The organism is Streptomyces armeniacus (assembly GCF_003355155.1).
Lineage (GTDB): Bacteria > Actinomycetota > Actinomycetes > Streptomycetales > Streptomycetaceae > Streptomyces > Streptomyces armeniacus.
Map to the genome: position 1 here is coordinate 7,120,936 of NZ_CP031320.1, position 25,583 is coordinate 7,146,518.

Genomic DNA, 25,583 nt, shown 5'->3' on the forward strand with positions numbered 1-25,583 from the left:
CTTCCGCAACCAACCAGCACGCAGCGCCCCGAACGGGGCGTGTCCACGTGCTGTTGTGTGCGGGAGGACAGTGAATGCCGAACTTGAGAGAACGACTGTGGCCGGGCCGTCGGCGCCGGCGCGTACTGGGAGTCGTCGCCGCGGCCGCGCTGCTGGCCGCAGGCGCCGGCGGGGCGACGGCCGTCGCCCACCAGGGAGACGGGCAGGGAGACGGGCACCGGGGAGGCGGCGGGCACCGCGTCATCTCGACGCCGGACGCGCCGGAGGCCATCGGCCCCTACTCGCAGGGGATCTCCGCGAAGAACCTCACGTTCGTCTCCGGTCAGCTGCCCATCGACCCGAAGACCGGGTCGATTCCGGCCGGTTCGTCGATCGAGGAGCAGACGCGGCTGGTGCTGCGCAACGTCGAGGCCATCCTCAGGGCCGACCGGATGTCCCTGAAGCAGGTCGTGTCCACCACCGTCTACGTCGCCGACCTGGACGACTTCGAGCGGTTCAACGCCGCCTACGCCGAGTTCTTCGGCACCTCCGCGCCGCCCGCGCGGGCCACCGTCGAGGTCGCGCGCGTGCCGCGTGACGCGAAGGTCGAGATCTCCGCCATGGCCGTGCGCTGAGCCCGGCTCGGCGGCCCCGGCCTCCGTTTCCGCCGGCTGCCCGCCGGCGTACCTCTGACCCGATCAACCGCCGTCCGGCCGGCGCGGTTCCACGCCGCGCCCAGCCGCTTCGATTTGCCCTGACTCATCCCTGTTTCGCGCCCTCAGTGACTCTCGAAGGAGTACACGACATGGCACCACAGAGACTGACCACCCGTACCCCCGCCGCCCGCTCCGGCTTCTCCCGCCGGGGCTTCGTCGGGCTGCTCGGCGCCGGAGCCGCCACGGCCGGGGTCGGGACCGTCGCCGGAGCGCCCTTCGCGCATGCGGCCGCGCCGGAGGGACTCACCGCCGCGCGGCTGCCCTCGCCCTCGTCGCCGGGCTACTGGGACGCGGTGGAGCGCCTGTTCATGCTCGACAAGGACGTCCTGTTCATGAACGTCGGCACCGTCGGCTCGCCGCCCCGCGAGGTCGTCGAGATCGTCGACCGTACGCACCGCGAGGTGGCCGCCGGTGCCATCGCCGCGTACAGCGACTTCGCCGACGTACGGGCTGTCGCCGCCCGGGGCCACGGCTGCGACCCCGACGAACTCGCCGTCTCCCACAACACCAGCGACGGCATGTCGAAGATCCTCGCCGGGCTCGCCCTCAAGGAGGGCGACGAGATCCTCACCACCAACCACGAGCACTCCGGCGGCAACGTGCCGATGGCGCTCCTGCGCGACCGGTACGGCGTACGGATCAAGCGCGTCGCGCTGCCCGTCGGCAACGACCAGCGGGCCGAGGACTACGTGGAACTCTTCCGCGGCGCCATCACCTCACGCACCAAGGTGCTGCTGTTCTCCGCCCCCACCTACAAGACCGGCACCATGCTGCCGATCCGGATGCTCGCCGAACTCGCCCAGGAGCACGGCCTGATCAGCGTCGTGGACGGCGCGCACATCCCCGGCATGATGGCGTACGACTTCCACCAGCTCGGGGTGGACTTCCTCGCCGGAGCGGGCGCCAAGTGGCAGTGCGCACCCGGCGGCACGGGCCTGCTCTACCTCCGCAACAAGGTCCTGGACCGCTACAACCCCAACCCGCTGCCCGAGTTCTGGCCGGTGGTCTCCAGCGGCTACCCGTCCGAGGGCGGCGTGCCGCCCCGCACCGACGGGCCGAAGGAGAGCTACGACATCGCGGCCCAGCTCCAGCAGGTCGGCAACGGCAGCATGGCGATCATGGCGGGCGTGCGCCGCGCCTGCGAGGTGTGGGACCGCATCGGGCGCGAGCGCATCGAGAAGCGCGTCGTCGGGCTGTCCGACCACCTGAAGGAGCTCGTCGCCGAGCGGTGGGGCGTGAAGGCGCTGTACTCACCGAAGGACGACCCCCGTCTGACGTGCGCGCTGACCTCGTTCGCGCCGTTCCGCGACGCGGGCGACGTGTACGACGGGGAGAAGACGACGGCACTCGTGGAGCGGCTCAAGGACGAGCACGGAATCACCATCCGCACCAGCGACTTCCCGGTGGCCGGTTCGGACAGGCCGCACCACGTGGTCCGGGTGTCCACGCACCTCTTCCACCAGAAGAAGGACGTGGAGCGGGTCGTCGACGCGCTGTGGAAGCTGTCAGGCACGATGCGCTGAACCGTACGGAGCCGCCGTACGCCGCCGTACGGTGCCGCCGTACGACTCCCTGCGGAACCGCCGTGCGACTCCCTGCGGAGTCGTACGGCGGTTCCGTACGCGTCAGTGCCGGACGTACGCGTCAGCCGGGCTGACGCGTCAGGGCTGGACGATCACGTCGACGCGCTCGTTGCGCGGCGGCCGCTCCGGCTCCGACAGCGAGTTCAGCGCCCACAGGCCCACCAGGTCGGCCACGGCCACGATCACGACCGCCAGCACCAGCATGACCAGCCGACGGCGCCGTTCGCGCCGCTGCCACTCCGCGCGCGCCCTGGCGTACGTGTCGGGGGACGGAGTGACGTTCTGCGCCAGTGAGTCGAGCGTTTCCCGGAGCCGGACCTCGGGGTCGTCCACACTCATCGGTGCGTCTCCAGCGCGCGCGACAGCGCCTCCATCCCGCGGGAGATGTGCGACTTCACGGTGCCCGCGCTGATCCCCATCGCCTCGGCTATCTCCCTCTCCTTGAGGTCCATCCAGTAGCGGAGCACCAGGGCCTCGCGCTGACGGCCGGGCAGTTGCTTGAGCGCGTCGACGACCTGCCGCTGGTCCTCGTGCAGCATCGCGGTGGACTCGGCGGAGTCGATGTCGGACACCTCGACGCTCGCGTGGCGCCGCGACACCTGGAGGCGCCGTATCCGCATCCGTACGAGGTTGCACACCACAGAACGAAGGTACGCGGGGGCGGCGTCCGGCGCACGGAGCCGGTACCAGCGGTGGTGCAGCACGCAGAACGCCTCCGCGACCACGTCCTCGGCGTCCTGCTCCGCGCCCAGCAGCACGGCCAGACGCACCAGTTGGGCGTGGTACCCGTCGAACAGGCTGATCAGCGCCGACTCGCGCGCCACGTCCCGCAGGTCCACGCCGGGGTCGGCGTCCGGCGGGATCGGCGCGCCCGCCTCCGGGCCGTACGGGCCCTGGGACGTGCCGGGCGGACCGCTCCGCGCGGTGTCCTCCCGCGCCGCCGCCCCCTGCCCGTTGCTCTCTGCGGCCACTCCGGGTCCGTTGCTCCCTGTCAGTTCGGCCCCGTTGCTCCGCGCCGCACCGCCGTCCCGGTGCCAGGGCTTCTCCGTACCCCTCACCGCAGCGTCCCCCCTCCGCGTACGGTCCGGACCGGCCGCAGCACCCCGGACAGTCCGCGCGGAACGCCGATCCGGTCCAGCAGCGGGCTCGCGAGGGCGACGACGGCGAGGTTGAGGGCGAGCCCGACCAGGCCCGCGTACACCTGCACGTCGACCGGGCCGGCGTGGACCCGTACGAGCGAGGTGAAGCCGCTCACGTTCACCAGCGCCGTCCCCACGACCATGCCGACCAGCCAGCCCGCGAGCAGCGAGATCCGGTGCGGCGTCCGGTGCAGCAGGCCCAGCACGATCACCGGCAGGACCTGCAGCACCCACACGGCGCCCAGCAGATGGAGGTTGATGGCCGCCTGGTCGCGCAGCCCCAGCGCGAACACGAGCGCGCCGACCTTGACGACCAGGGACATCAGCCGCGCCATACGCGTCACCTGCGCCGGGGTGGCCTTGGGGTTGACGAACTCGCGGTACACGTTCCGCGCGAACAGCGTCGCCGCGCCGATCGACATCACCGCCGCGGGCACGAGCGCCGCCACGACGAGCGCGCCCAGCAGCAGACCGGCCGCCCACCCCGGCGCGATGTCCAGCACCAGCAGTGGAATCGCCAACTCCGAGCGCCCCGGCGGTGGTCTGACGCCCGCCGCGAGCGCCGCCACCCCGAACACGGCGAACAGTCCGAGCATCGCCGTCCAGCCGAGCAGCGTCACCGACGTCCGGCGCAGCACCGACCCCGTGCGGGCGGAGAACGCGACCATCAGCACGTGCGGGAAGGCGAACAGCGCGAGCGCCGAACCGAGCGCGAGGGACATGTACGCGAAGGCCAGCGACGGGTCGGGCACCAGCGTGGAGACGCCGTCGCGCGCGACGAGCACCGCGTCGGCCCGCGCGAACAGCTCCCCTGGCGAACCCACCCGCCCGAACACGAAGGCGCCGATGGCCAGCGTGGAGCCGACGACGAGCACCGCCTTCACGACGGACACCACCGTCGGGGCGCGCAGCCCGAACCGGTACGTCGACACGGCCAGCACCGCGAACACCGCCGTCAGCGCCAAGTCGCCCGCCACACCGTCCGCGTGCAGCCCCAGCACGCTCAGCACGGCGCGCAGCCCGAGGAGTTGCAGCGCGATGTACGGCATGGTCGCGAAGATCCCGGTGAGCGCAACGGCCAGCCCGAGCAGCGGCGACCCGTAGCGCTCCTGTACGAAGTCGGCGACGGTGATGTGCCCGTGCGCGCGTGCCGTCGAGGCGAGCTTCGGGAGCAGGACGAACGCGAGCGTGCAGATGATGATCGTGTACGGCAGCGCGTAGAACCCGATGCCGCCCGAGCTGAAGACCGCGCCGGGCACGGCCGTGAACGTGTACGCGGTGTAGACGGTGCCGCCCAGCAGGCACCAGATCAGCCCTCCCCGCTGCCCGCGGTCGGCGAGGGCCCAGTCCTCCAGGTCCGCCCTGACGCCGGCCGCCCTGCCGAGGCGGGCGCCCCCCAGTGCGACCACGGAGGCCACCAGTACGACGGCGACGCACGCGGTCACGGCGGCGGGGTTGTTCATGGCTCCTCCATGCTCGTTGCGGCCCGGTGCCCGACTGCGGACACCGGACCTCCAGCGGCCCGGACGGCGGCGCGCGGCCGCCGTCGGCGGAAGTCCGGCCGCCTCGCGGTAAACCCTCGCGGGCCGACGCGCAACTACCGGACGCAGAACCCTTTCCGGGCGGCCGTCACGAGGCCGTACGAGTCACCGGTGTGGAGGAGGGAGCTCTGACAGTCCAGGAGTGAACCACTGATTCCAGCCAAAGAACAGACCTTCGTCACGTGGTGGGACCGCGCTCGGAGTGCCGCTCCCACCTGGCCTGACAGTGCCCGCCGGGCCGGCGGGGAGAGGCGTCGCCGGATGTGTGCAGGGCAAGTTCAGCCACGCGGTGCGGGAGCCCGTACGGCTGCCTGGAGGCGCGGCGCGAGGGCCCGTACGGCCGCATGGCTGCGCGGCACGAGGGCCCGTACGGCCGCCCGGCTGTGCCTGGCGGCCGCGTTCGCCGGGCCGCTGCTCGCACCCGTGAGCCTGCGGACCGAACCCCGGCTGCTGGGCTGGCCGTTCTTCTACTGGTACCAGCTCCTGTGGGTGCCGCTCGCCGCCGTACTGCTGGCCTGCGCCGGACTGCTGCGCCGCCGGGCCCGTACGGCCGGCGCCGCCGCCGCGGCGCCGCCGCGCCCGGACGCCTCGCCGGCGCGGGGCCCGGGCTGATCCGGCACGGGCCGGGAGACGGCGCTTGTCCAAGCCCGGCCGCCTGCCCGTCATGAGCCGGCAACCGGGATGTCGCCTGATTCCCGCCCATGGTCGTGAGCATGTCATCCGCCCATAGTGGGACCGGCGTACGAAGACCGGCCGGGTGCCGCCCGACTCCCTTTGACCAGAAGGAGATTGTCCGTGCCGATGACCAGAAAGAGACGTTCCGGTGCCGTCGCACTGGCCGCGTTCCTGGCGGTACTCGCCGGCACCGCGACGGTGCCCGCGGCGGGAGCCGACGACAGCTCCGCGGACAGCGCCGACAGCGCCACCGCGGGCGCCGCCGACCGTGCCGCACTGCCCGGGATCGCTCCCCGTGCCGAGACCGCCGCGATGTTCGACGATGACGAGGGCGGCGACGCCAACGCCGACGACCCGGCGATCTGGCGCAACGACGCCGACCCGGACGCCAGCCTCGTGATCGCCACCGCCAAGACAGGCGGCCTGCGCGTCTACGACCTCGATGCCGAGGAGGTGCAGTCCATCCCCGCACCCGAGGCGCCCGGCCCCGACGACGCCCCGGGCCGCTTCAACAACGTCGATCTCGTACACGGCATGAAGCTGGGCCCGGGCCCCGCCGACCTGGCCGTCACCAGCGACCGCGGCAGCGACAAGCTGCGTGTCCACCGCATCGACGGCGACCGGCCCGATGCCCCGCTCACCGACGTCACGGACCCCTCCGCGCCGTGGATCTTCTCCGGCTCGCAGGACGAGGTCAACGAGGAGAGCACCGCGTACGGCCTCGCCACCTTCACCGACGCCGCGACCGGCCGCTCGTACGCGCTGGTCAGCCAGAACGCGACCACCGCCATCGCGTTGCTGGAACTGACCGCGACGGCGAACGGCACGGTCACCTACCGGCACGTCCGCACCGTCGAGCTGCCCGGCACCTTCACGATGCCCGACGGCACCGCCTGGTCCCCCTGCGGCGACCCCGGCGAGGGGCCGCAGGTCGAGGGCATGGTCGTCGACCCGGAGACGGACACGCTCTTCGCCGGCCAGGAGGACGTCGGCGTCTGGCGCATGCCGGCCGATCTGACGGGCGGGCCGGTGATTCAGGACAAGGTCCGCGAGTACGGCGTCCCCGCCGAGTACGACGAACCGTCCGACGAGTGCGTGCCCGGGGAGGACCCCGGCTTCGGAGGCACGCATGTGTCCGCCGACGTGGAGGGGCTGACGCTGCTGCGGCAGGACGAGGGGGACGGCTACCTCCTCACCTCCAGCCAGGGCGACAGCAGCTTCGCCGCGTTCGACCGCGAGGCCTCCGACGACTACGAGTACGAGGGCGGCTTCCGCGTGACCGCCGCGTCCGGAACCCTCGACGGCTCCGAGGAGTGCGACGGCGCGGACGTGCTCAACGAGCCGCTGGGCGCCCGCTACCCGGACGGCCTGCTGGTCGTACAGGACGGCCACACGGAACCGGAGGACGGCGACCGGGAGGCCACGGGCTTCAAGTTCGTCGACCTCGCCGACGTCCTGGACGCCCTCGACGACTGAACCTCCGCGACGGCGGTGAGCCCGCCCCGGGGCCGGAAGGCCCGGGGCGGGCTCACTTACGGGCGGATGTGCGGCAGGTCGTGTGCGCGGCCGAAGGTCTCGTCTTCGAAGGGTGCCGCGCGCACGACCTCTCTGTGGCCTCTCTGCCGCGCACGACCTCTCTGCGGGCCGCCGGTCCGGAACCTACGAGGCCAGCCGCTCGCGTGCGCCGCGGCGGCCTGAACTCGCCGAATCCGCCGAGGCGAGCGCGCCGCCGGGCCGGCTGATCTCGGCCCACACCGTATCGAGGGAGAGCCCGAGCACATCGGCGATGGCTGCGATCGTCGGGAAGGCGGGGGTGGCCACGCGGCCCGACTCGATCTTCCGGAGGGTTTCCGGCGAGACCCCGGCGGCGAGCGCGACATCAAGCATCGAGCGCTCCCCCCTGGCCTGGCGGAGGAGGGCGCCGAGGCGCTGTCCGCGTTCGATGTCTGCGGGGGTGAGCGGCAACCTGACCATGGGGCCGATTCTAATGCCGGTATAGTATGGCCGGTATAGTTATTGGTCACAGTTACCGGTCACCTGAAGGGCGCCGCATGATCGAGATCCTGAACCCCACCCTGCTGACCCGGGCAGCGGGCACAGGCGCCCTGGTCGCTGACATCCTGCACACGCTGAAGGGCCGCAGCACGGCAGGCACGAACCTGCTGGACATCGACCGGTGGGCCAAAGCCATGATCACCGAGGCGGGGGCCCTGTCCTGCTACGTCGACTACGCGCCGTCCTTCGGGCGCGGCCCGTTCGGCCACTACATCTGCACGGCCGTCAACGACGCCGTCCTCCACGGACGGCCCCGCGACTACGCGCTCGCCGACGGCGACCTGTTGACCCTCGACCTCGCCGTCTCCAAGGGCGGGGTCGCCGCGGATGCCGCCGTCAGCTTCCTCGTGGGCGACGGGGAGCACCCCGAGAGCGTCGCGATGATCAACGCGACCGAACGCGCGCTCGCCGCGGGCATCGCCGCCGCCAAGCCCGGGGCCCGCATCGGCGACCTCTCCCATGCCATCGGCACGGTCCTCAGCGAGGCGGGGTACGCGGTCAACACTCAGTTCGGCGGCCACGGCATCGGCTCAACGATGCACCAGGACCCGCACGTTGCGAACACCGGCCGCCCCGGCCGCGGCTACGAACTGCGCCCCGGACTGCTGCTCGCGCTGGAGCCGTGGGTCATGGCGGACACCGCCGAACTCGTCACCGACGCGGATGGTTGGACGCTCCGGAGCGCGACGGGCTGCCGTACGGCACACAGCGAGCACACGATCGCCATCACCGCCGACGGAGCCGACATCCTCACCCTCCCGAAGCACATGCGGCCGTGACGTCGCCGTACCGGCCACCGTACCGGCCACCGTGTCGGGGCCGGAGGACCACGCCAAACGGCCCGCGACCAGCAAGGCCACGAGCCGTCCTGTGGAAGCTGTAAGTGCCCCCGGCAGGATTCGAACCTGCGACACCCGCTTTAGGAGAGCGGTGCTCTATCCCCTGAGCTACGGAGGCGGATACGGCCGGTGGTCCGGCAGCACCCGACAGTGTAGCGGGTGGCTCTTATACACATCCGAAGCTGCCGACGAAGGCTTAGGGGGGGATGTCGGGGGTGGCGTGATCGTTACAAAAAAAAAACGCAAAGCAGGGAAGACAGTAGAGTGGAAGCAGGAAGAAGAAAACAGAATGGCCCGCCGCGGACGTCTTCGACGCCCTGCGCGCCGCCCCCGCCCGTATCGACCTGACGCCCGGCGTGCCCGACCTGGCCGCGTTCCCCCGTACGGCCTGGCTGCGCGCCGAACGCGCCGTCCTCGGCGGCCTCGCACCCTCCGACTTCGGCTACGGCGACCCGCGCGGCGCCCCTGCCCTGCGCCGCGCCGTCGTCAACTGGCTGGCCCGCAACCGGGGGATCCGCGCCGAACCGGACGACGTGCTCGTCGTGTCCGGCGTGGCGCAGGCGCTCGGCCTGATCGCGCGGGTGCTGCGGGACGACAGGGTCGGCGCGATCGCCGTGGAGGACCCCGGTTCGCTCGGCACCGGGCAGCATCTGCGGTACTGCGGCATGGACACGCCGCCGGTGCCCGTCGACGCGGAGGGCGTACGGGTCGACGCGCTCCGCGCGAGCGGCGCCCCCGCCGTACTCCTCACCCCGGCGCACCAGTTCCCGACCGGCGTCGTCCTCGGCGGCGAGCGGCGGCGCGCGCTGATGGAGTGGGCCGAGTCGGGCGACGGCGGGCTGATCGTCGAGGACGACTACGACGCCGAGCACCGCTACGACCGGGCCCCCGTGCCCGCCCTCCACGCCATGCTGCCCGAACGGGTCTGCTACACGGGCAGCGTCTCCAAGCTCCTCGCCCCCGCCCTCCGCGTCGGCTGGGTGCTGGCGCCACCGCGCCACCGCGCCGCGCTCGTCGACGCCAAGCGGTACGCCGACCTCGGCAACGCCGTCCTGACCCAGCTCGTGCTCGCCCGGCTGATGGAATCGGGCGCGCTGGAACGACAGTTGCGCCACCTCCGCCGTCGCCACCGGCGCCGCCGCGACGCGATGATCGACGGCATCCGCGCCCACCTCCCGGGCGCGGTCGTCCACGGCGCCGCGGCCGGCCTGCACCTGATGATCACCTTCGCCCCGGACACCGGCCTCAGTGACACGGCCCTCGCCGCGGCGGCCCTGGAACGCGGCGTCAAGGTCCACCCGCTCTCCTGGCACCACCAGCACCCGGACCGCCCGGGCCTGGTCATGGGCTACGCGGCGAGCCCCCCGTCGGACATCACCACGGCCCTGACCACCCTGGGCGAAGCCCTGCGGGCGGCGCGCTGACGAGCCGCGCCGGCGGTCACGGTACGTAAGCCCTCACCCGTTCGGACGAACGTCCGGCGATACGGTGCGGGTAGCCTGAAGCCGTCGGCGAGTATCCAGCTCATGGGAGCAGTGATGAGTGTCGAGCCCGAGTATGAGTGGCCCCAGCCGCCGGTGGGCGGATACACCGCCGACGACCTGGACCGGCTCCCCAATCTGCCTCCGCACACGGAGCTGATCGACGGGAGCCTCGTCTTCGTGAGTCCGCAGTCTGCCTTCCACGTTCGTGCCATGCGCCTACTGGAGAATCGGCTGCTCGAGGCAGCCCCCCCGGAGCTGGATGTCTTCCGGGAGATGACGGTGATTCTCGGGCCTCGGAACCGCCCGGAGCCGGACGTCCTTGTCGTGCGGGCAGAGGCGCTCACTCGGCATGACCAGACCAGCTTTCAGCCCGAGGACGTGCTGCTCGCCGTGGAGGTCGTCTCCCCCGACTCCGTGGACCGGGACCGGGAGACCAAGCCCCGCAAGTACGCGGCCGCGGGCATCGCGCACTACTGGCGGGTGGAGGACGACGGCGGTCGGCCGGTCGTGTACGTCTTCGAGCTGGAGCCCGCCACCCGTACGTACGCCGTCACCGGCATCCACCACGAGCAGTTGAAGGTGACCGTGCCGTTCGCCGTCGATGTCGATCTCACCGCGATCGGGCGTCCCCGGACGCGGTGAGGTCCGCGTACACCACGAGGTTCTCCAGGTAGTGGCCCGCGGCGCGGTCGTACGGGCCGGTGCAGGTGATGAGGCGGAGGGCCGCGCGGCCGTTCGTGTCGCCGTAGACGCGGGCCGTGGGGAAGGCGGACTGGCGGTGGCTGGTGATCTCGGCCGCGCGGAAGGCGGCGGTGGTGCCGTCGGTGCGGTCGACGTAGATGCGGTCGCCGGCGCGGAGGTCACGCAGGCGGTGGAAGACGGCTGGGCCGGTGTCCGAGTCGTAGTGGCCGACGATCACCGCCGGGCCCGCTTCGCCCGGCTCCGGGCCGTCGCGCCACCAGCCCGTACGGGCCGGGTTCTCGGGGGTGGCCAGCGTACGGTCCGTGCCGAGCGCGAGCGGGCCGACGGCGGCGCTGACCGAGATGGCGGGGATGCGGACGCGTACGGGGTCGGCTGCCCGGTGTTCCGGGTGCGCCGGGCGGTGCGCGCGGTCCCCGCCTCCGCCGTCGCCCGACTCCGCCTGCGGCTCCGGGGCCGGCGCCTCCGTACGTACCGCCGCGTCCGGCGGCCCGCCGCCCCGCGCGCCCCCGCCCGCGCCGCAGCCGGCGGCGGCCAGCGCGCAGGCGGCCGCGCACACCCACGCGCACAGCGCGGTGACGCCACGGGAGGGGGGCCGGGGCGGCGACCCGTACGGGGCGGGGGAACGCGCGCCGGTCCGGCCCCGGGACCGGACCGGGTCCCGGGGCCGGAGGCGGGCGCGGTGCTCAGGAATCCGAGCCTGCCCGGCGGCGGCGTACGACGATCACGCTGCCCGCCGCGGCCAGCGACGCGCCGGCCGCGATGCCCAGCGGCAGCGTGACACCGGCCGGGTCCTGCCCGGCCGTGCCGCCGCCGCCCGCGTCGACCGAGCCCTTGGGCTTCTCGCCGCTGTCCGCGTTCGAGGGGTCGCCCGGTCCGGGAGGCCATTCCTCGCACGCCTTCTTGTCCTTGTCGGTGTCGAGGTTGTTGGGATCGGAGCTGTCCGAGTCGTACGTCTTCTGGGCTTTCTGCTGGGAGCCGTAGTCCTTGCAGTCCTTCTCGGCGGGTGCCGCGGGCGCCTCGGGTGCGGCGTACGCCACCCCCGACAGCGACAGCGGGGCGGCAACTGCGAGTACGCCGGTGGCGGCGGCTACACGGAGACGCATGGGAACCTCCCGGAGTTTCGGGGTTTTCACTCCAATGCCACGGTTCGCCCCATTCACGGGAGCAGCCATCCAGGCAGGGCCATTCGGGTGAAGGCACGCCGCTGACCTGCTCCTCCGTACGTGGGTCCCGCGCGCGCCGCCCCGTACGCGCCCGCGCCCTCGGGTCGCCGAAGGGCCCGGACGGGAAGCGGAACGGGCCGGTCTGTGCCAGCGCGCCGCCGCACGGGCACGGCCGTACGGGACCCCGCGCCGCCGCCGTACGCGCCCCGGGCCGCCGCCGTACGGGACCCCGCGCCGCGGCCGTACGCGCCCCGCGCCCCCGCCCCGCGCCACCTGTGAGGTGTCGCACGTTTCCGTGGGCCGGGCCGGGGAGCGGGCAGGGTTGGCTGCTGGGCGGGTGCGATGTGGCGCTCGCCTGCCGCGCTGTGGCGGGCCGGCCCAGGGATGGGCCGAGGCCGGCCGACCGGCGTACGGCGGAGCAGTCCGTGCCGGGCCGTGCCGGGCCGGAGCCAGGCCCGTGGGGCCTTCGGCCCGGAGTGCCGGGGCCGGCCCGCGGGGCCGTGGCCGCGGTTGTGCCGCCGGCCGGTGAGCGGCCGGGGGCGCGGTGTCATCCGAGCGGCGCCGCGGTACGTCTCACAGCGTGAGAGCGGCGGGGACTGTCCCGCCCGCTCGGTAAACTGGGCCGAACGCGGGACCCCGGCCGAAACGGGTCCCGGTGAGAGTTTCGAGGAGCGAGCACACGTGGGCCTTGTCGTGCAGAAGTACGGCGGCTCCTCCGTTGCCGATGCCGAGGGCATCAAGCGCGTTGCCAAGCGGATCGTTGAAGCCAAGAAGAACGGCCATCAGGTCGTCGTCGTGGTCTCGGCGATGGGTGACACGACGGACGAGCTGATCGATCTCGCTGGAGAGGTGTCCCCGGTCGCGTCCGGCCGCGAGTTCGACATGCTGCTGACCGCCGGAGAGCGCATCTCCATGGCCCTGCTGGCGATGGCGATCAAATCGCTGGGCCACGAGGCGCAGTCGTTCACCGGCAGCCAGGCCGGTCTGATCACCGACTCCGTGCACAACAAGGCGCGGATTCTCGACGTGACCCCGGGCCGTATCCAGAGCTCGGTGGACGAGGGCAACATCGCGATCGTCGCCGGTTTCCAGGGCGTGTCGCAGGAGAGCAAGGACATCACCACGCTCGGCCGCGGCGGTTCGGACACCACCGCGGTGGCGCTGGCCGCCGCGCTGGACGCGGAGGTCTGCGAGATCTACACCGACGTGGACGGTGTGTTCACCGCGGACCCGCGCGTGGTGAAGAAGGCGCGGAAGATCGACTGGATCTCGTTCGAGGACATGCTGGAGCTGGCGAGTTCCGGCTCCAAGGTGCTGCTGCACCGCTGCGTGGAGTACGCGCGCCGGTACAACATGCCGATTCACGTACGGTCGTCGTTCTCCGGCATGCGGGGCACATGGGTAAGCAGCGAGCCGCCGGGCGGCCGCGGCGGACAGAGCGGACAAGGGGAACAGTCGATGGAACAGGCGCTCATCTCCGGCGTCGCGCACGATGCCTCGGAGGCGAAGGTCACGGTGGTCGGGGTGCCCGACAAGCCGGGTGAGGCCGCGATGATCTTCCGGGTGATCGCGAACTCCGAGATCAACATCGACATGGTCGTGCAGAACGTGTCCGCGGCGACGACGGGTCTGACGGACATCTCGTTCACGCTGCCGAAGACGGAGGGCCGCAAGGCCATCGGGGCGCTGGAGAAGGCGCAGGGCGAGATCGGCTTCGACTCGCTGCGCTACGACGACCAGGTCGCGAAGATCTCGCTCGTCGGTGCGGGCATGAAGACCAACCCCGGTGTCACGGCGACCTTCTTCGAGGCGCTGTCCAACGCGGACGTCAACATCGAGCTGATCTCCACCTCCGAGATCCGTATCTCCGTGGTGACCCGCGAGGACGACGTGAACGAGGCCGTGCGCGCCGTGCACACCGCGTTCGGCCTGGACAGCGACAGCGACGAGGCCGTCGTCTATGGGGGCACCGGCCGGTGAACTCCGGCCCCGGCGGCAGCGGCCAGGTCCGCGCCGACGGCTCAGACGCCTTCCACGGCAAGCCGACCCTGGCGGTCGTCGGTGCGACCGGCGCCGTCGGGTCGGTGCTGCGCGGGCTGCTGTCCGAACGGGAGAACGTCTGGGGCGAGATCCGGCTGATCGCCTCGGCCCGTTCCGCCGGTACGAAGCTCACGCTCCGCGGCGAGCAGGTCGAGGTGCTGGCGCTCACCGAGGAGGCGCTGGACGGCGCCGACGTGGTGCTGCTGCACGTGCCGGACGAGGTGGCGGCGCAGTGGGCGCCGATCGCGGCGTCCAAGGGTGCGGTGGTGGTGGACAGTTCGGCGGCGTTCCGTACGGACCCGGACGTGCCGCTGGTCGTGCCCGAGATCAACGGGCACACGGCCCGGGTGCGGCCGCGCGGCGTCATCGCGAACCCGGACTGCGTGACCCTCGCGATGATCGTCGCGGTGGGCGCGCTGCACTCGGAGTGGGGCCTCGACGAGCTGATCATGTCCTCGTACCAGGCGGTCTCCGGCTCCGGTACGGAGGGCGTACGGGTGCTGCGCGAGCAACTCGCCCTGGTGGCGGGCACGGAGCTGGGGACGAAGCCGGGCGATGTCCGGCGCGCGGTCAGCAGGACCGTTCCGTTTCCGGCTCCGATCGCGCTCAACGTGGTGCCGTTCGCGGGCGAACTCGCCGCGGACGGCTGGACCTCCGAGGAGCAGCGGCTGCGCGACGAGACGCGCAAGGTGCTGGACCTGCCGCGGCTGCGGGTGGTCGCGACGTGCGTACGGGTGCCGGTGATCACCGGGCACTCGCTGTCGGTGCACGCGCGCTTCGAGAGCGAGGTGTCGGTGGGGGCGGCGCACGAGATCCTGGCGAACGCGCCGGGCGTGGTGCTGTGCGACGACCCGGCCGAGGGGGAGTTCCCGACGCCCGCCGACGTGGTGGGCACCGATCCGACGTGGGTGGGGCGGGTGCGGCGCTCGCCGGACGATCCGCGGGCGCTGGAGTTCTTCGTCTGCGGCGACAACCTCCGCAAGGGCGCGGCGCTCAATACGGTGCAAATCGCCGAGGCCGTCGTATCCGGGCACTGAGTCGGAAGCCGGTGGCGGACCGCGTCCAGTTGTGAAGGAACTGTAATCAGTTCAAAGGTCCAGGCCGCTGGCTGGCGACGCGTACTCTGAACGAGAATTTCGCTCCTCCACTCCGCAACCGGCGGTCCGCGGGGGAGCGTCTTTGGTATCGCCGGAATCTCCGTTGTCAGGGCACGAAGCCGCCGCGAGTTTTGGGGCATTGGGGAAGAGCTGGTACGCATGAGGGCATTTAATGCGAAGAGCAATCAGGGCGCTCACGCGTACAACCCTGACGGGGGGATGTGTGTCAAACAGGCGTGGCAGAGGTACTCGAGTTCGCGACAGCTCCTGGGCACGGCGTACGCGTCGGCAGCGGAGGCATGCCCGTGATCGCGCCGTGGCCGGCGGCGCGCCCAGCGCAACCCGCGTCGGTGTCGACGGAACGCGGGGGCGCTGACGACGCGATGACAGCGGGCACCACAGTCGACCACCTCACCGAGACCTACCGCACCCACTACCGCTCCCTGCTCGGGCTCGCCGCCCTGCTGCTCGACGACACCGCGTCCTGCGAGGACGTCGTCCAGGAGGCGTTCATACGGGTGCACTCCGCCCGCAAGCGCGTCCGCGACCCCGAGAAGACCCTCGCGTACCTGCGCCAGACCGTCGTCAACCTGTCCCGCTCCACGCTGCGCCGCCGCATCCTCGGCCTGAAGCTGCTGTCGAAGCCGATGCCGGACATGGCGAGCGCGGAGGAGGGCGCGTACGACCGGATCGAGCGTGACGAACTGAAGAAGGCGCTGGGCGGTCTGCAGCGCAGGCAGCGCGAGGTGCTGGTGCTACGCTACTTCGCGGACATGACAGAATCGCAGGTCGCAGAGGTGCTGGGGCTCTCCCTCGGTTCGGTGAAGGCATACGGTTCCCGCGGTATCGCCGCGCTCAGAGTTGCCATGGAGGCGGCGTCGTGAGTGCCCGTGGTGAAGACCCGAACAGGCATGACCGGGAACGGGACATGTCGGGCGATGAGAATGAACTCCGTGAGCCGGGCGAGCCGTTGAGCCCCGGCCAGGGCCAGGGCCAGGACGGGGACCCGGAAGCGGGCCGTCCGGGGCAGGAACCGGCCGCGGCGGACGCCGATTCCGGTACGGACTCCGGCTCTGCCGGTACCCCACCCGTCGTCGACGAGGACACACTGCGGCGCCTGCTGCACCAGACCGTCGGTGACCTGGAGCCGTCCCCCGCCACCCTCGAGCACCTGCGCCGCGCCGTGCCCCGGCGCCGGGCGCGCAAGCGGCAGGCGCTGGTGGGCGCCGCGGCGGCCGTCGTGCTCGGCGGCGCGGCGATCCCCGCCCTGCTGCACGCGGACCTGGTGCCCGGCGGCGGCAACAAGCCCATGCACGCGGCCAGCCACTCCGAGTCGCACGGCCCGGACGACGAGCAGGGCGGCCGTAACGGCGGCAACGACGACGAGGACGCGCACCAGGGCAAGGAGAACGCCGGCAAGGACGGCAGGAAGTCCGGCGGCGGCGACACCTCCTCCCCGAGCGCGGGCGGTGACACCAAGGGCCCCGGCCCCAGCGACGACACGTACGCCTCGGCGCCCACCTGTGCCGGCGACCAGCTGGGCCGTGGCACCGCGAACGTCGGGCAGCCGGACGGCGAAGGCCGCATCTACGGCTCGTTCGAGGTCACCAACACCTCGGCGGAGCCGTGCTCGGTCGAGGGCGAGGGCATCGTCGGCGCGAGCGCGCGCGGGCGGGCCAGCAGCAGCAACATCCAGGTCATGGACCACACCCCGGGTGACGGGACGGGGCTGCCCGACCCCGGCATGGCGGCCGAGGAGCTCGTACTGGAGCCGGGCGCCTCGTACGTCGTGAAGTTCGCCTGGGTGCCCCGCGAAGGCGGCGGCCCGACCGGCTGCTCCACCTCCACCACGCCGCCGCCGGACAGCGGCGACACCACGGAGGGCGGCGAAGGCACGCCCGACCCCGGCGGCTCGGCGGAGGGCGGAGACGGCACCGCGGACACGGGCGGTGGCGGCGGCGACTCCGGGACCACCGGCGGCGCCAGCTCCGGCACCGGTACGGACACCGGTGGCGGCGGCGAGACGGGCGGCGCCAGCGTCGCCCTCAGCCACACGCCGGACGTCGGCAACACTGCCGCCGCCAGCACCGTCCTGCCGGGCGCGTGCGCGGGCACCGTGTACCGCACGGGAGTGCTCGCCGGGCAATGAGGGCGGCGGCGAAGACGCGGGAGCTCTGAGTACCCGAGCGACCGAGTACCTCGGTGGGGGAGGAGATCGCGGGGCGGGCCCGGCACTGGCGGACCCGCCCCGCGCCCGTACGTACGGCCGCCCCGGCGGCGGGCGGCGGGCGGTGGCGCCGTACGGTTGACCTGTGTACCGGTTCCTGCTGACCCCTCGGTGGTGGGGGATCAACCTCTTCGCCGTACTGTCGATCCCCGTCTGCCTGTTCATGGGCAGCTGGCAGCTCAGCCGTTTCGACGCGCGCGTGGAGAACCACCAGCAGCAGGAGCGCTCCGCCTCGGAGGCCGCCGGCGCGCGGGCCGAGCCGCTGGCCGGGCTGCTGCCCGTCACGCAGGAGACCAGCGGGCGTACGGCGCGGGTCACCGGACGGTACGACACCCGGCACCAACTGCTCGTCCCGGACCGGCGGCTGGACGGCGAGCGCGGCTTCTACGTGCTGAACCTGCTCGCACCGGACTCCGCCTCGGGCTCCGGGCCGGACTCCGCTTCGCGTTCCGGTTCCGGGCCCGGGTCCGGTTCCGGCAAGGCGCTCCCCGTCGTACGGGGCTGGCTCCCCGGCAGCCCCGACCCCGCCCGCGTACCCGCGCCGCCGCGCGGCGAGGTCACCGTGGAGGGCGCGCTCCAGGCGCCCGAGTCGCAGGGCACCGCGGGCGCCCAGCCGGGCGGGCTGCCCAAGGGCCAGCTCGGCATCATCAGCGACGCCGCCCTCGTGAACCTCGTGCCGTACGAGGTGGAGCGCGCCTGGATCACCGTGCAGCGGACCGAGGCACCGCTGAAGCCGGTGCCGCCGGTCGCGCCCGCGAACACGGGGCTCGACATGAAGGCGTTCCAGAACCTGGGCTACACCGCCGAGTGGTTCGTCTTCGCGGGCTTCGTCGTCTTCATGTGGTACCGGCTGTTCCGGCGGGAGGCGGAGCTGGCGCAGGACGCCGAGCTCGGCCTCCTCCCCGACGGCGCGGACGACCCGGACCAGCCCGGGAGCCCTACGAGTCCCGCACCGGAGGCCGCCCCGGACCAGCCGCAGGATGGGCCGGAACCTCCGGCTCCGCCGGATCGGCAGGACTCCCGGGACCAGCCGGAGCCTCAGGACCGGCGCCGGGAGCCGCCGGAGCGGCCTGCTCCAGGCCCAGATGGCGCGTCGCAAAGTCGATCTCCAAGCGGAGCTGCTTGATCCGCTCCTCCACGACAAGCGAGCCGTGCCCGGCGTCGTAGCGGTAGACCTCGTGCGGGTGCCCGCGTGCGGCCAGCCGCTTCACGTAGTTCTCGACCTGCCGGATCGGGCAGCGCGGGTCGTTGACGCCCGCCGAGATGTAGACCGGGGCGCGCACCCCGTCGGCGTACGTGATCGGGGACGACGCCTCGTACCGCTCCGGCACTTCCTCCGGAGTGCCGCCCAGCAGCGTGCGGTCCATCGACTTCAGCGCCTCCATCTCGTCGTGGTACGCCGTCACGTAGTCCGCCACCGGCACCGCCGCGAGCCCCACCGCCCACGCGTCCGGCTGCGTGCCCAGCCCGAGCAGGGTCAGATAGCCGCCCCACGAGCCGCCCGCCAGCACCAGCCGCGCCGGATCCGCGAGCCCGGACGTCACGGCCCACTCCCGTACCGCCGCCACGTCCTCCAGCTCGATCAGGCCCACGCGGTGCTTGAGCGCGTCGGTCCAGGCACGCCCGTAGCCGGTCGAGCCGCGGTAGTTGACGCGTACGACCGCGAAGCCGTGGTCCACCCAGGCCGCCGGCTGGCTGGCGAACGCGTCGCTGTCGTGCCAGGTCGGGCCGCCGTGCACGTCGAAGACGGTCGGGAACGGACCCTCCCCCTCCGGCCGCTGTACGAGCGCGTGCACCGTGCCGCCCGGCCCTTCCACCCAGGCGTCCTCGACCGGCACCGACGACGGCGCCTTCATACCCGGCGGGTCCAGCACGACCTGGCCCGTCGTGGACCGCACCTGCGGCGGCAGCGCCGCCGACGACCACAGGTACTCGACGGTCCCGTCCGGCCGCGCCGTCGCGCCCGACACCGAACCGTCCGGGGTCGGCACCCGTACGAGCGCGCCCGTGCCGATCTCGTACCGCCACATCTCGCTGCGCGCCTGGTGGCTGTGGACGACCAGCAGCGCGCTGCCGTCCGGATACCACTCCGCGCTGACATCGCCCGGCAGGTCGATCGCCAGATCCGTCGACTCACCGCTGAGCGGGTCCCAGATCATCGGCTCCCAGCGGCCCCGCCGCTGGTGCCCGACCAGCAGCCGGCTGTCGCCCGCGACGGGCGCGAAGCCCAGCACGGTCAGGCCGAGCTCGCGGGTGCCGCCCTCGGAGTCGTCCAGCTCGGCGACGGCCGTGCCGTCCGGCCGCACCACGCGCAGCGCCGAGTGCATCGCGTCGCCGTGCTCGGTGTGTTCGACGGCGAGCAGCTCACCGTCGTACGACAGGTCGCCGACGCCGGCGGACTCCGCGTGCCGGTAGATCTCGACGGGCGCGCCCCCGGGCCGTACGACGTGCAGCGTCGAGCCCTCGTCGTCCGTGGACCGCCCCACCACGGCGGTGCCGTCGCGGCCGAGCGCCAGGCCGGCGGGGTACGAGGGGGCGAGTCCGGGCGTCGCGGGCTCGTCGGGGCCGCCGCCGAAGGGCTGCCGCAGCCAGACGCCGAACTCGTCGCCGTCCGTGTCCGAGAACCACCAGATCCACTCGCCGTCGGGGGTCAGGACGCCGTCGGTGGTGCCGTTCGGCCGGTCCGTCACCTGCCGCTGCTCACCGGTCGTACGGTCCCAGGCGTACAGCTCGAAGGTGCCGGTGGCGTTCGAGACGAACAGCGCCCGGTCCGGCGCATCCTCCGCCCAGTCGGGCAGCCCGGTGCGGGGGGCGCGGAACCGCTTCTCCCAGTCCGGCATGCCCGCCGCCACGTCCTTGCGGGCCGCCGAACCGTCCGCGTGCGCTGCCGCCGGACGGTCCGCGCCCGCCGCCGCCGGCCCGCCGCCCGCGGGGTCTGTGTGCTTCGTCATGCGCCCATTCTCCGCTGCCCGGCGCCCGCTCCGTGCGCCGGGGCGGCCGGTGCGCAGGTGACCGGGGGGACGGGGAACGGGTGCAGTGGCAAGTACGCCCGTGTGGGTGCCCAAACGGATCCGAACGAGTGAAGGCCGAGAACTTCCGGCGTACGGCGCAGTTGTGCAGTGCGCTCCGGCAGCGGGGCATTCCATGATCCGGAAGGAAGACTCGTGCTCAAGAAGGTTCTTGCTACGGCTGCTGTGGCCGCCTCCGTTGTTGGTGTCAGCGGCACCGTCGCCGCCCCCGCGATGGCGGTTGGTGACGAACACGGCGGTCAGGAGTCCGTCACCGGCAACGGCGCGATGGAGATGTACGGCAACACCACCACGGGCGGGAAGATGAGCCCGAACATGGCCCTGGTCAACGGCTCGCTGAACAACGTCTGCCTCGGCGTCCCGGTCAACAAGGCCAACGTCGGCAGCCTGGTCGGCCTGGTGCCGATCACCGTCCAGGACATCCTGACCAGCGCCAACAACCAGAACTGCGCGGACAACTCCACGCAGATCGACGGCGACGACCCGCTGTCGCACCTGATCGAGGACATCCCGATCCTCTCCGAGAACGGTGCCAACACGGCGAGCTGACGGCCTCAGGCCCCCGGGCCGCCGACCCCCCTCGGCGGCCCGGGTGTATTCCCCTCGTGTCGAAGCGGCTGCGTCGACAGCAGCGCGGACGTGGGCCCGGTTTCTCCCTCCTTCTGACCGGTGAACCCCACCCCTCACGGCCCCCCGGCCCGGAGCGTTCAGTTCCGGGCGGGGGGCCGTGGCGCGTTCGGGTGCGGGAGCGGCGAGTACAGTGCGGACGTCCCCCACCGTCCGCTGCCCACCGTCCGTTCCCTACGTCCGTTCCGCACAGTCGGTCCCGTACCGTCCGTCCCGCACCGTCCCGAGGTTGCCGTTCCGTGAGCTCCGCGCCGCCGCCCCGTACCCCCGGCGTCACCCCGGAAGGGAACCCCGTGGTCACCGTCGTCGGGATCGGCGCCGACGGGTGGCACGGTCTCCCCGCCGTCTCGCGGGACGCCCTGCGCGCCGCGGAAGCCGTCATCGGCGCCCTCCGCCAGCTGGACCTGCTGCCGCCCGAGTGCCGCGGCGAGCGGATCACCTGGCCCTCCCCGCTGCGCCCCGCCGCACCCGGCCTGCTCGCCGCCCACCGCGGCCGCCGGCTCGCGGTGCTCGCCAGCGGCGACCCCCTCTTCCACGGGATCGGGCGCACGCTCGTAGACGTACTCGGCGCGGACGAGGTCCGCGTACTCCCGCACCCGTCCTCCGTCTCGTACGCCTGCGCCCGGCTCGGCTGGCCCGTGGAGGACACCGACGTCGTGACCCTCGTCGGGCGGCCCGCGGCGCGGCTGGCCTCGGCCCTGTACGACGGGCGGCGGCTGCTCGTCCTCAGCGCGGGCCCCGGCACACCGGCCGACGTCGCCGCGCTACTCCGCGAACGCGGCTTCGGGCCCAGCCGGATGCGCGTACTGGAACAGCTCGGCGGCCCGCGCGAACGGCAGCTCGACGGCACCGCGGCGGCGTGGGGCGACGGCGGCACGGCCCCGGCCGTGGACGCGCTGAACGTCGTCGCCGTCGACTGCCGCCGCGCGTCCGACGCCCCCGACGCCCTCCGCCTCGGCGCCGTACCCGGCCTGCCGGACGCCGCGTACGAGCACGACGGCCAGCTCACCAAGCGCCACGTACGCGCCGCCACCCTCGCCGCGCTCGCGCCCGCGCCCGGCGAAACGCTGTGGGACGTCGGCGGCGGCTCCGGCTCGGTCTCGGTGGAGTGGATGCGTACGCACCCGGCGTGCCGCGCCGTGGCCGTCGAACAGGACGCGGAACGTGCCGCGCGCATCGCCCGCAACGCCGAGACCCTCGGCGTCCCCGCCCTGCGCGTCGTCACGGGCGCCGCTCCCGCGGCACTCGACGGACTGCCCGCCCCGGACGCGGTGTTCGTCGGCGGCGGCCTGACCACCCCCGGCCTGCTGGAAGCCTGCTGGAACGCCCTGCCCGAGGGCGGACGGCTGGTCGCGAACACGGTGACGCTGGAGTCCGAGGCGCTGCTCGCGGACTGGTACCGGCGGCACGGCGGCGACCTCGTACGCCTGACGGTGGCGCACGCCGCGCCCGTCGGCGGCTTCACCGGGTGGCGGCAGGCGATGCCCGTGACGCAGTGGGCGGCGGTACGGCGTGAGGCGTCCGCAGGGCGCGCGGATTCCGCGGAGCGCGCGGCATTCACCGAAGACCAACGAGCCGGAGGCGACGCGACGACATGACCGTGTACTTCATCGGCGCCGGGCCCGGCGCCGCCGACCTGATCACCGTGCGCGGCGCCCGTACGCTCGCCGCCTGCCCCGTCTGCCTCTACGCGGGCAGCCTCGTGCCGCCCGAACTGCTCGCCGAATGCCCGCCCGACGCCCGCCTCGTGGACACCGCCCAGCTCACCCTCGACGAGATCACCGCGGAACTCGTACGCGCCCACGCGGACGGACACGACGTGGCGCGGCTGCACTCCGGAGACCCCTCGGTGTTCAGCGCCGTCGCCGAGCAGATGCGCCGCCTGGACGCGGCGGGCGTGCCGTACGAGGTGGTGCCCGGCGTCCCCGCCTTCGCCGCGGCCGCCGCCGCGCTGAAGCGCGAACTCACCGTGCCGACGGTCGGTCAGACCGTCATCCTCACGCGCATCGCCCAGCGGGCCACCGCCATGCCGGAAGGCGAGGACCTCGCCACGCTCGGACGCAGCGGCGCGCTCCTCGTACTGCACCTCGCCACCGGCTACCCGGACCGCGTCGTCGCCGAACTCCTCCCGCACTACGGTGCGGACTGCCCCGCCGCCGTCGTCGCCCTGGCCAGCCGCCCCGGCGAACTCGTCCTGCGCGGCACCCTCGGTGACATCGCGGACCAGGTGAAGGCGGCGGGCGTGACCCGCACGGCGGTGATCCTGGTCGGCCGCACGCTGGCGGCGGAGCACTTCGGTGACAGCCACCTGTATTCGGCGGAGCGCGACCGGCACGCTTGCTGACGCCGGTGCGTCGCGGGTTGTCGTCCGTGGCCCGGCCCCGGACCTCCGGTCCTCGTCGCCCGGACCTGCGGCTCCCCGCCCTTTGGCACGGGCCCTCGGGCCGTGCCTTGGCCCGTGTCGGCCCCGGGCTGCCTGGCCTGGCCTGTGCCTTGGCCCGTGCCGGGCGGGCGTGTGGGCCTGGCTTTGCCCTCGCCCGTACCGGACGGGTTTGTTGCACCGCGGGTCCACGGCCGGGCGCGGCCCGGGAGGGGCCGGGGTCCGTCCTCAATGGCCGGACGGGCTTGATTCGGCCGCTCGCTCCCTCCAAGGCCCGGCCCGTCAACCCCTCGGCACCCGAACCACGCCCAGCCCGTCCGGCGTTTGAGGACAGCCGGGTCGGCGGGCGCGCGGCGCGCCCGTCAAGTGGTGGCGCGGCCCACCACCGCCCCCGCACGGTCGACGCACAGCACGTCCACCGCCACGGGCGCACCCCGCAGCACCGCCAGTGCCGACTCGCGGGCGGCCGCCGCGACCAGGTCCCCCAGGGGGACGCCCCGTGCCGCGCACAGCTCCAGGGCCGCCAGGCCGGTGTTGGCGTTCGCGACCTCCGTCGCCAGGGCCTCGTCCGCGCCGCCGTTACGGGCGAGTTCGGCCAGGAAGCCCTTGTCGACCTGGGAGCGGCCGGAGTGCAGGTCGAGGTGGCCGGCCGCCAGTTTGGAGAGTTTCGCGAAGCCGCCGCAGATGGTGAGCCGCTCGACGGGGTGCCGCCGTACGTACTTGAGCACCGCCCCCGCGAAGTCCCCCATGTCGAGCAGCGCGTCCTCCGGGAGGCCGTACTCGGCGACGACGGCCCGTTCCGAGGTGGAGCCCGTACAGCCCGCCAGGTGAGTACGTCCGGCCGCCCGTGCCACGTCCACACCGCGCCGGATCGAGTCGATCCAGGCAGAGCAGGAGTACGGCACGACGATGCCCGTCGTGCCGAGGATGGACAGGCCGCCGAGGATGCCGAGCCGGGGGTTCCAGGTGGAGCGGGCGATCTCCTCGCCGTGGTCGACGGAGACGGTCAGTTCGACATCCGGTTCCACACCCGTAGGGGCATCGGCATCGGCACCCGCGGCCGCCGCCACCCGCGCCACGTGCTCGCGCATGAGCTGCCGCGGTACGGGGTTCACCGCTGGTTCGCCCACCGCGAGCGGCAGGCCGGGGCGGGTGACCGTACCGACCCCGGGCCCCGCCCGGAAGACGACGCCCGCGCCGGGCGGCAGCGCCCGTACGGTGACCCGTACCAGCGCGCCGTGCGTCACGTCCGGGTCGTCGCCGGCGTCCTTCACGATCCCGGCGGTGGCCTGCCCGTCGCCCCGTTCCTCGACGGCCAGCGCGAACGACGGCGTCTGCCCCTTGGGCAGCGTGATCGTCACCGGGTCCGGGAACTCGCCCGTCAGCAGCGCCGTGTACGCGGCCGTCGCGGCGGCCGTCGCGCAGGCACCGGTGGTCCAGCCGGGCCGCAGACCGGTGTGCTTGAGTTGGGCGTCGCGCCCGCCACCGTCACCCATGAGAGGCCGCCCGGATGTCCGCGTCACCGCGCCACGTGCTGATCCTCGGCGGTACGACCGAGGCCCGCCGCCTCGCGGAGGTGCTGCACGCAGACGTACGGGATGAGGCGGACGTACGGGGCGGGGACGCCGTACAGGTCGGGGACGCCGTACGCGTCACGACCTCGCTCGCGGGGCGCGTCACACGCCCCGTCCTGCCGCCCGGTGAGGCCCGGATCGGCGGCTTCGGCGGCACCGACGGGCTCACACGGTGGCTGCGTGAACAGCGGGTGCACGCGCTCATCGACGCCACTCATCCCTTCGCCGGCACGATCAGTTTCCACGCGGCCGCCGCGGCCGCCGCCGCCCATGTTCCCCTGCTCGCCCTGCGCCGCCCCGGCTGGGCCCCCGGTGAGGGCGACGACTGGCACCCGGCCGGTTCGCTGGTGGAGGCCGCGGGCCTGTTGCCGGGGCTGGGGCGGCGGGTGTTCCTGACCACCGGGCGGATGGGGCTGGCCGCGTTCGCGGAACCGGGGCTCGACGGGCTGTGGTTCCTCGTACGGTCCGTGGACCCGCCGGACGGGCCGGTGCCGCGGTCCACGGAGGTGCTTCTGGACCGCGGTCCCTTCACGCTCGACGGCGAGCGCGAACTGCTGCGCCGCCACCGTATCGACGTCCTCGTCACGAAGGACAGCGGCGGCGCCGCCACCGCACCGAAGCTCCGCGCGGCGCGGGAGGCGGGCCTGCCCGTGGTCGTCGTACGGCGGCCGGCGGTGCCGGAGGGTGTACGGGTCGTGGGCACGGTGGAGGAAGCTGTCGCGTATACACATCT

General features: G+C 73.2%; 22 protein-coding genes, 1 tRNA gene and 2 pseudogenes. 16 read left to right on the top strand and 9 right to left on the bottom strand.

Annotation, left to right across the window (positions count from 1 at the left end; genetic code table 11):
- The first annotated feature begins 74 nt into the window (after window positions 1-74).
- A complete protein-coding gene (locus tag DVA86_RS30955; protein ID WP_208883296.1) occupies window positions 75-614 on the top strand; it encodes a Rid family detoxifying hydrolase in 540 nt (179 codons plus the stop codon).
- Between the two features lie 170 nt (window positions 615-784).
- The gene (locus DVA86_RS30960; RefSeq protein ID WP_208883298.1) at window positions 785-2,218 is read left to right on the top strand and encodes an aminotransferase class V-fold PLP-dependent enzyme; all 1,434 of its coding nucleotides are present in this window, start codon (window positions 785-787) and stop codon (window positions 2,216-2,218) included.
- A gap of 138 nt (window positions 2,219-2,356) precedes the next feature.
- Here DVA86_RS30960 and DVA86_RS30965 read toward each other — a convergent pair whose 3' ends face one another.
- The 3 genes from DVA86_RS30965 to DVA86_RS30975 form a co-directional block, all read right to left on the bottom strand.
- Entirely contained in the window at window positions 2,357-2,617 is a 261-nt protein-coding gene (locus DVA86_RS30965; protein WP_245997386.1) for a hypothetical protein, read from the bottom strand.
- The gene (locus tag DVA86_RS30970) at window positions 2,614-3,249 is read right to left on the bottom strand and encodes an RNA polymerase sigma factor (protein ID WP_245997388.1); all 636 of its coding nucleotides are present in this window, start codon (window positions 3,247-3,249) and stop codon (window positions 2,614-2,616) included. The genes DVA86_RS30965 and DVA86_RS30970 overlap by 4 nt, the downstream gene beginning before the upstream one ends.
- An 83-nt stretch (window positions 3,250-3,332) precedes the next feature.
- The gene (locus DVA86_RS30975; protein ID WP_208883300.1) at window positions 3,333-4,880 is read right to left on the bottom strand and encodes a sodium:solute symporter family protein; all 1,548 of its coding nucleotides are present in this window, start codon (window positions 4,878-4,880) and stop codon (window positions 3,333-3,335) included.
- Window positions 4,881-5,219: 339 nt separating this feature from the next.
- Here DVA86_RS30975 and DVA86_RS30980 point away from each other — a divergent pair, with 339 nt between their 5' ends.
- Both DVA86_RS30980 and DVA86_RS30985 read left to right on the top strand, forming a co-directional pair.
- On the top strand, window positions 5,220-5,570 hold the full coding sequence (locus DVA86_RS30980) for a DUF3311 domain-containing protein (RefSeq protein WP_208883301.1): 351 nt from the start codon (window positions 5,220-5,222) through the stop codon (window positions 5,568-5,570).
- A 189-nt stretch (window positions 5,571-5,759) separates the two neighbouring features.
- Entirely contained in the window at window positions 5,760-7,109 is a 1,350-nt protein-coding gene (locus DVA86_RS30985; protein ID WP_208883303.1) for a phytase, read from the top strand.
- A gap of 183 nt (window positions 7,110-7,292) precedes the next feature.
- Here the strand turns inward: DVA86_RS30985 and DVA86_RS30990 are convergent, their stop codons facing one another.
- Window positions 7,293-7,607: a helix-turn-helix transcriptional regulator gene (locus tag DVA86_RS30990; RefSeq protein ID WP_208883305.1), complete on the bottom strand. Its 315-nt coding sequence runs from the start codon at window positions 7,605-7,607 to the stop codon at window positions 7,293-7,295.
- A 77-nt stretch (window positions 7,608-7,684) separates the two neighbouring features.
- Here DVA86_RS30990 and map point away from each other — a divergent pair, with 77 nt between their 5' ends.
- The gene (gene map / locus DVA86_RS30995) at window positions 7,685-8,467 is read left to right on the top strand and encodes a type I methionyl aminopeptidase (RefSeq protein ID WP_208883307.1); all 783 of its coding nucleotides are present in this window, start codon (window positions 7,685-7,687) and stop codon (window positions 8,465-8,467) included.
- A gap of 105 nt (window positions 8,468-8,572) precedes the next feature.
- Here map and DVA86_RS31000 read toward each other — a convergent pair.
- Window positions 8,573-8,645, bottom strand: a tRNA-Arg gene (locus DVA86_RS31000).
- A gap of 175 nt (window positions 8,646-8,820) precedes the next feature.
- Between DVA86_RS31000 and DVA86_RS31005 the strand changes: the two are divergent.
- Window positions 8,821-9,951 (top strand): annotated as a pseudogene (locus tag DVA86_RS31005) (aminotransferase-like domain-containing protein); the annotation flags it as partial.
- Between the two features lie 114 nt (window positions 9,952-10,065).
- Window positions 10,066-10,653 (top strand): Uma2 family endonuclease, encoded by a 588-nt coding sequence (locus DVA86_RS31010; protein ID WP_208883309.1) that lies wholly within the window; start codon window positions 10,066-10,068, stop codon window positions 10,651-10,653.
- Here DVA86_RS31010 and DVA86_RS31015 read toward each other — a convergent pair.
- Window positions 10,622-11,269: a class F sortase gene (locus DVA86_RS31015; RefSeq protein WP_222623385.1), complete on the bottom strand. Its 648-nt coding sequence runs from the start codon at window positions 11,267-11,269 to the stop codon at window positions 10,622-10,624. The genes DVA86_RS31010 and DVA86_RS31015 overlap by 32 nt on opposite strands.
- 127 nt (window positions 11,270-11,396) lie before the next feature.
- The gene (locus DVA86_RS31020) at window positions 11,397-11,816 is read right to left on the bottom strand and encodes a hypothetical protein (RefSeq protein WP_208883310.1); all 420 of its coding nucleotides are present in this window, start codon (window positions 11,814-11,816) and stop codon (window positions 11,397-11,399) included.
- A 741-nt stretch (window positions 11,817-12,557) separates the two neighbouring features.
- On the opposite strand from DVA86_RS31020, the gene DVA86_RS31025 reads away from it, so the two are divergent.
- From DVA86_RS31025 to DVA86_RS31045, 5 genes and pseudogenes are all read left to right on the top strand, one after another.
- Window positions 12,558-13,856 (top strand): aspartate kinase, encoded by a 1,299-nt coding sequence (locus DVA86_RS31025; protein WP_208883312.1) that lies wholly within the window; start codon window positions 12,558-12,560, stop codon window positions 13,854-13,856.
- Entirely contained in the window at window positions 13,853-14,953 is a 1,101-nt protein-coding gene (locus tag DVA86_RS31030; protein WP_208883313.1) for an aspartate-semialdehyde dehydrogenase, read from the top strand. The genes DVA86_RS31025 and DVA86_RS31030 overlap by 4 nt, the downstream gene beginning before the upstream one ends.
- A 359-nt stretch (window positions 14,954-15,312) precedes the next feature.
- A complete protein-coding gene (locus DVA86_RS31035) occupies window positions 15,313-15,897 on the top strand; it encodes a SigE family RNA polymerase sigma factor (protein ID WP_208885386.1) in 585 nt (194 codons plus the stop codon).
- A 44-nt stretch (window positions 15,898-15,941) separates the two neighbouring features.
- The gene (locus tag DVA86_RS31040; protein WP_208883315.1) at window positions 15,942-17,162 is read left to right on the top strand and encodes a DUF4232 domain-containing protein; all 1,221 of its coding nucleotides are present in this window, start codon (window positions 15,942-15,944) and stop codon (window positions 17,160-17,162) included.
- Window positions 17,163-17,325: 163 nt separating this feature from the next.
- Window positions 17,326-18,240, top strand: a pseudogene (locus DVA86_RS31045) (SURF1 family protein); the annotation flags it as partial.
- Here DVA86_RS31045 and DVA86_RS31050 read toward each other — a convergent pair.
- Window positions 18,179-20,080, bottom strand: coding sequence for a S9 family peptidase (locus DVA86_RS31050; RefSeq protein WP_245997794.1), 1,902 nt, complete (start codon window positions 20,078-20,080; stop codon window positions 18,179-18,181). The pseudogene DVA86_RS31045 and the gene DVA86_RS31050 overlap by 62 nt on opposite strands.
- Window positions 20,081-20,404: 324 nt before the next feature.
- Between DVA86_RS31050 and DVA86_RS31055 the strand changes: the two genes are divergently transcribed.
- From DVA86_RS31055 to cobM, 3 genes are all read left to right on the top strand, one after another.
- A complete protein-coding gene (locus tag DVA86_RS31055; RefSeq protein WP_208883318.1) occupies window positions 20,405-20,818 on the top strand; it encodes a rodlin in 414 nt (137 codons plus the stop codon).
- 317 nt (window positions 20,819-21,135) lie between these two features.
- Window positions 21,136-22,494, top strand: coding sequence for a precorrin-6y C5,15-methyltransferase (decarboxylating) subunit CbiE (cbiE, locus tag DVA86_RS31060; RefSeq protein WP_208883319.1), 1,359 nt, complete (start codon window positions 21,136-21,138; stop codon window positions 22,492-22,494).
- Window positions 22,491-23,240, top strand: coding sequence for a precorrin-4 C(11)-methyltransferase (gene cobM, locus DVA86_RS31065; protein WP_208883320.1), 750 nt, complete (start codon window positions 22,491-22,493; stop codon window positions 23,238-23,240). Before cbiE ends, cobM begins: the two co-directional genes overlap by 4 nt.
- A gap of 398 nt (window positions 23,241-23,638) precedes the next feature.
- Here cobM and DVA86_RS31070 read toward each other — a convergent pair whose 3' ends face one another.
- A complete protein-coding gene (locus DVA86_RS31070; protein ID WP_208883321.1) occupies window positions 23,639-24,772 on the bottom strand; it encodes a cobalt-precorrin-5B (C(1))-methyltransferase in 1,134 nt (377 codons plus the stop codon).
- Between the two features lie 14 nt (window positions 24,773-24,786).
- On the opposite strand from DVA86_RS31070, the gene DVA86_RS31075 reads away from it, so the two are divergent.
- The coding region (locus DVA86_RS31075) for a cobalt-precorrin-6A reductase (protein ID WP_208883322.1) at window positions 24,787-25,583 on the top strand (797 nt) is incomplete at its 3' end.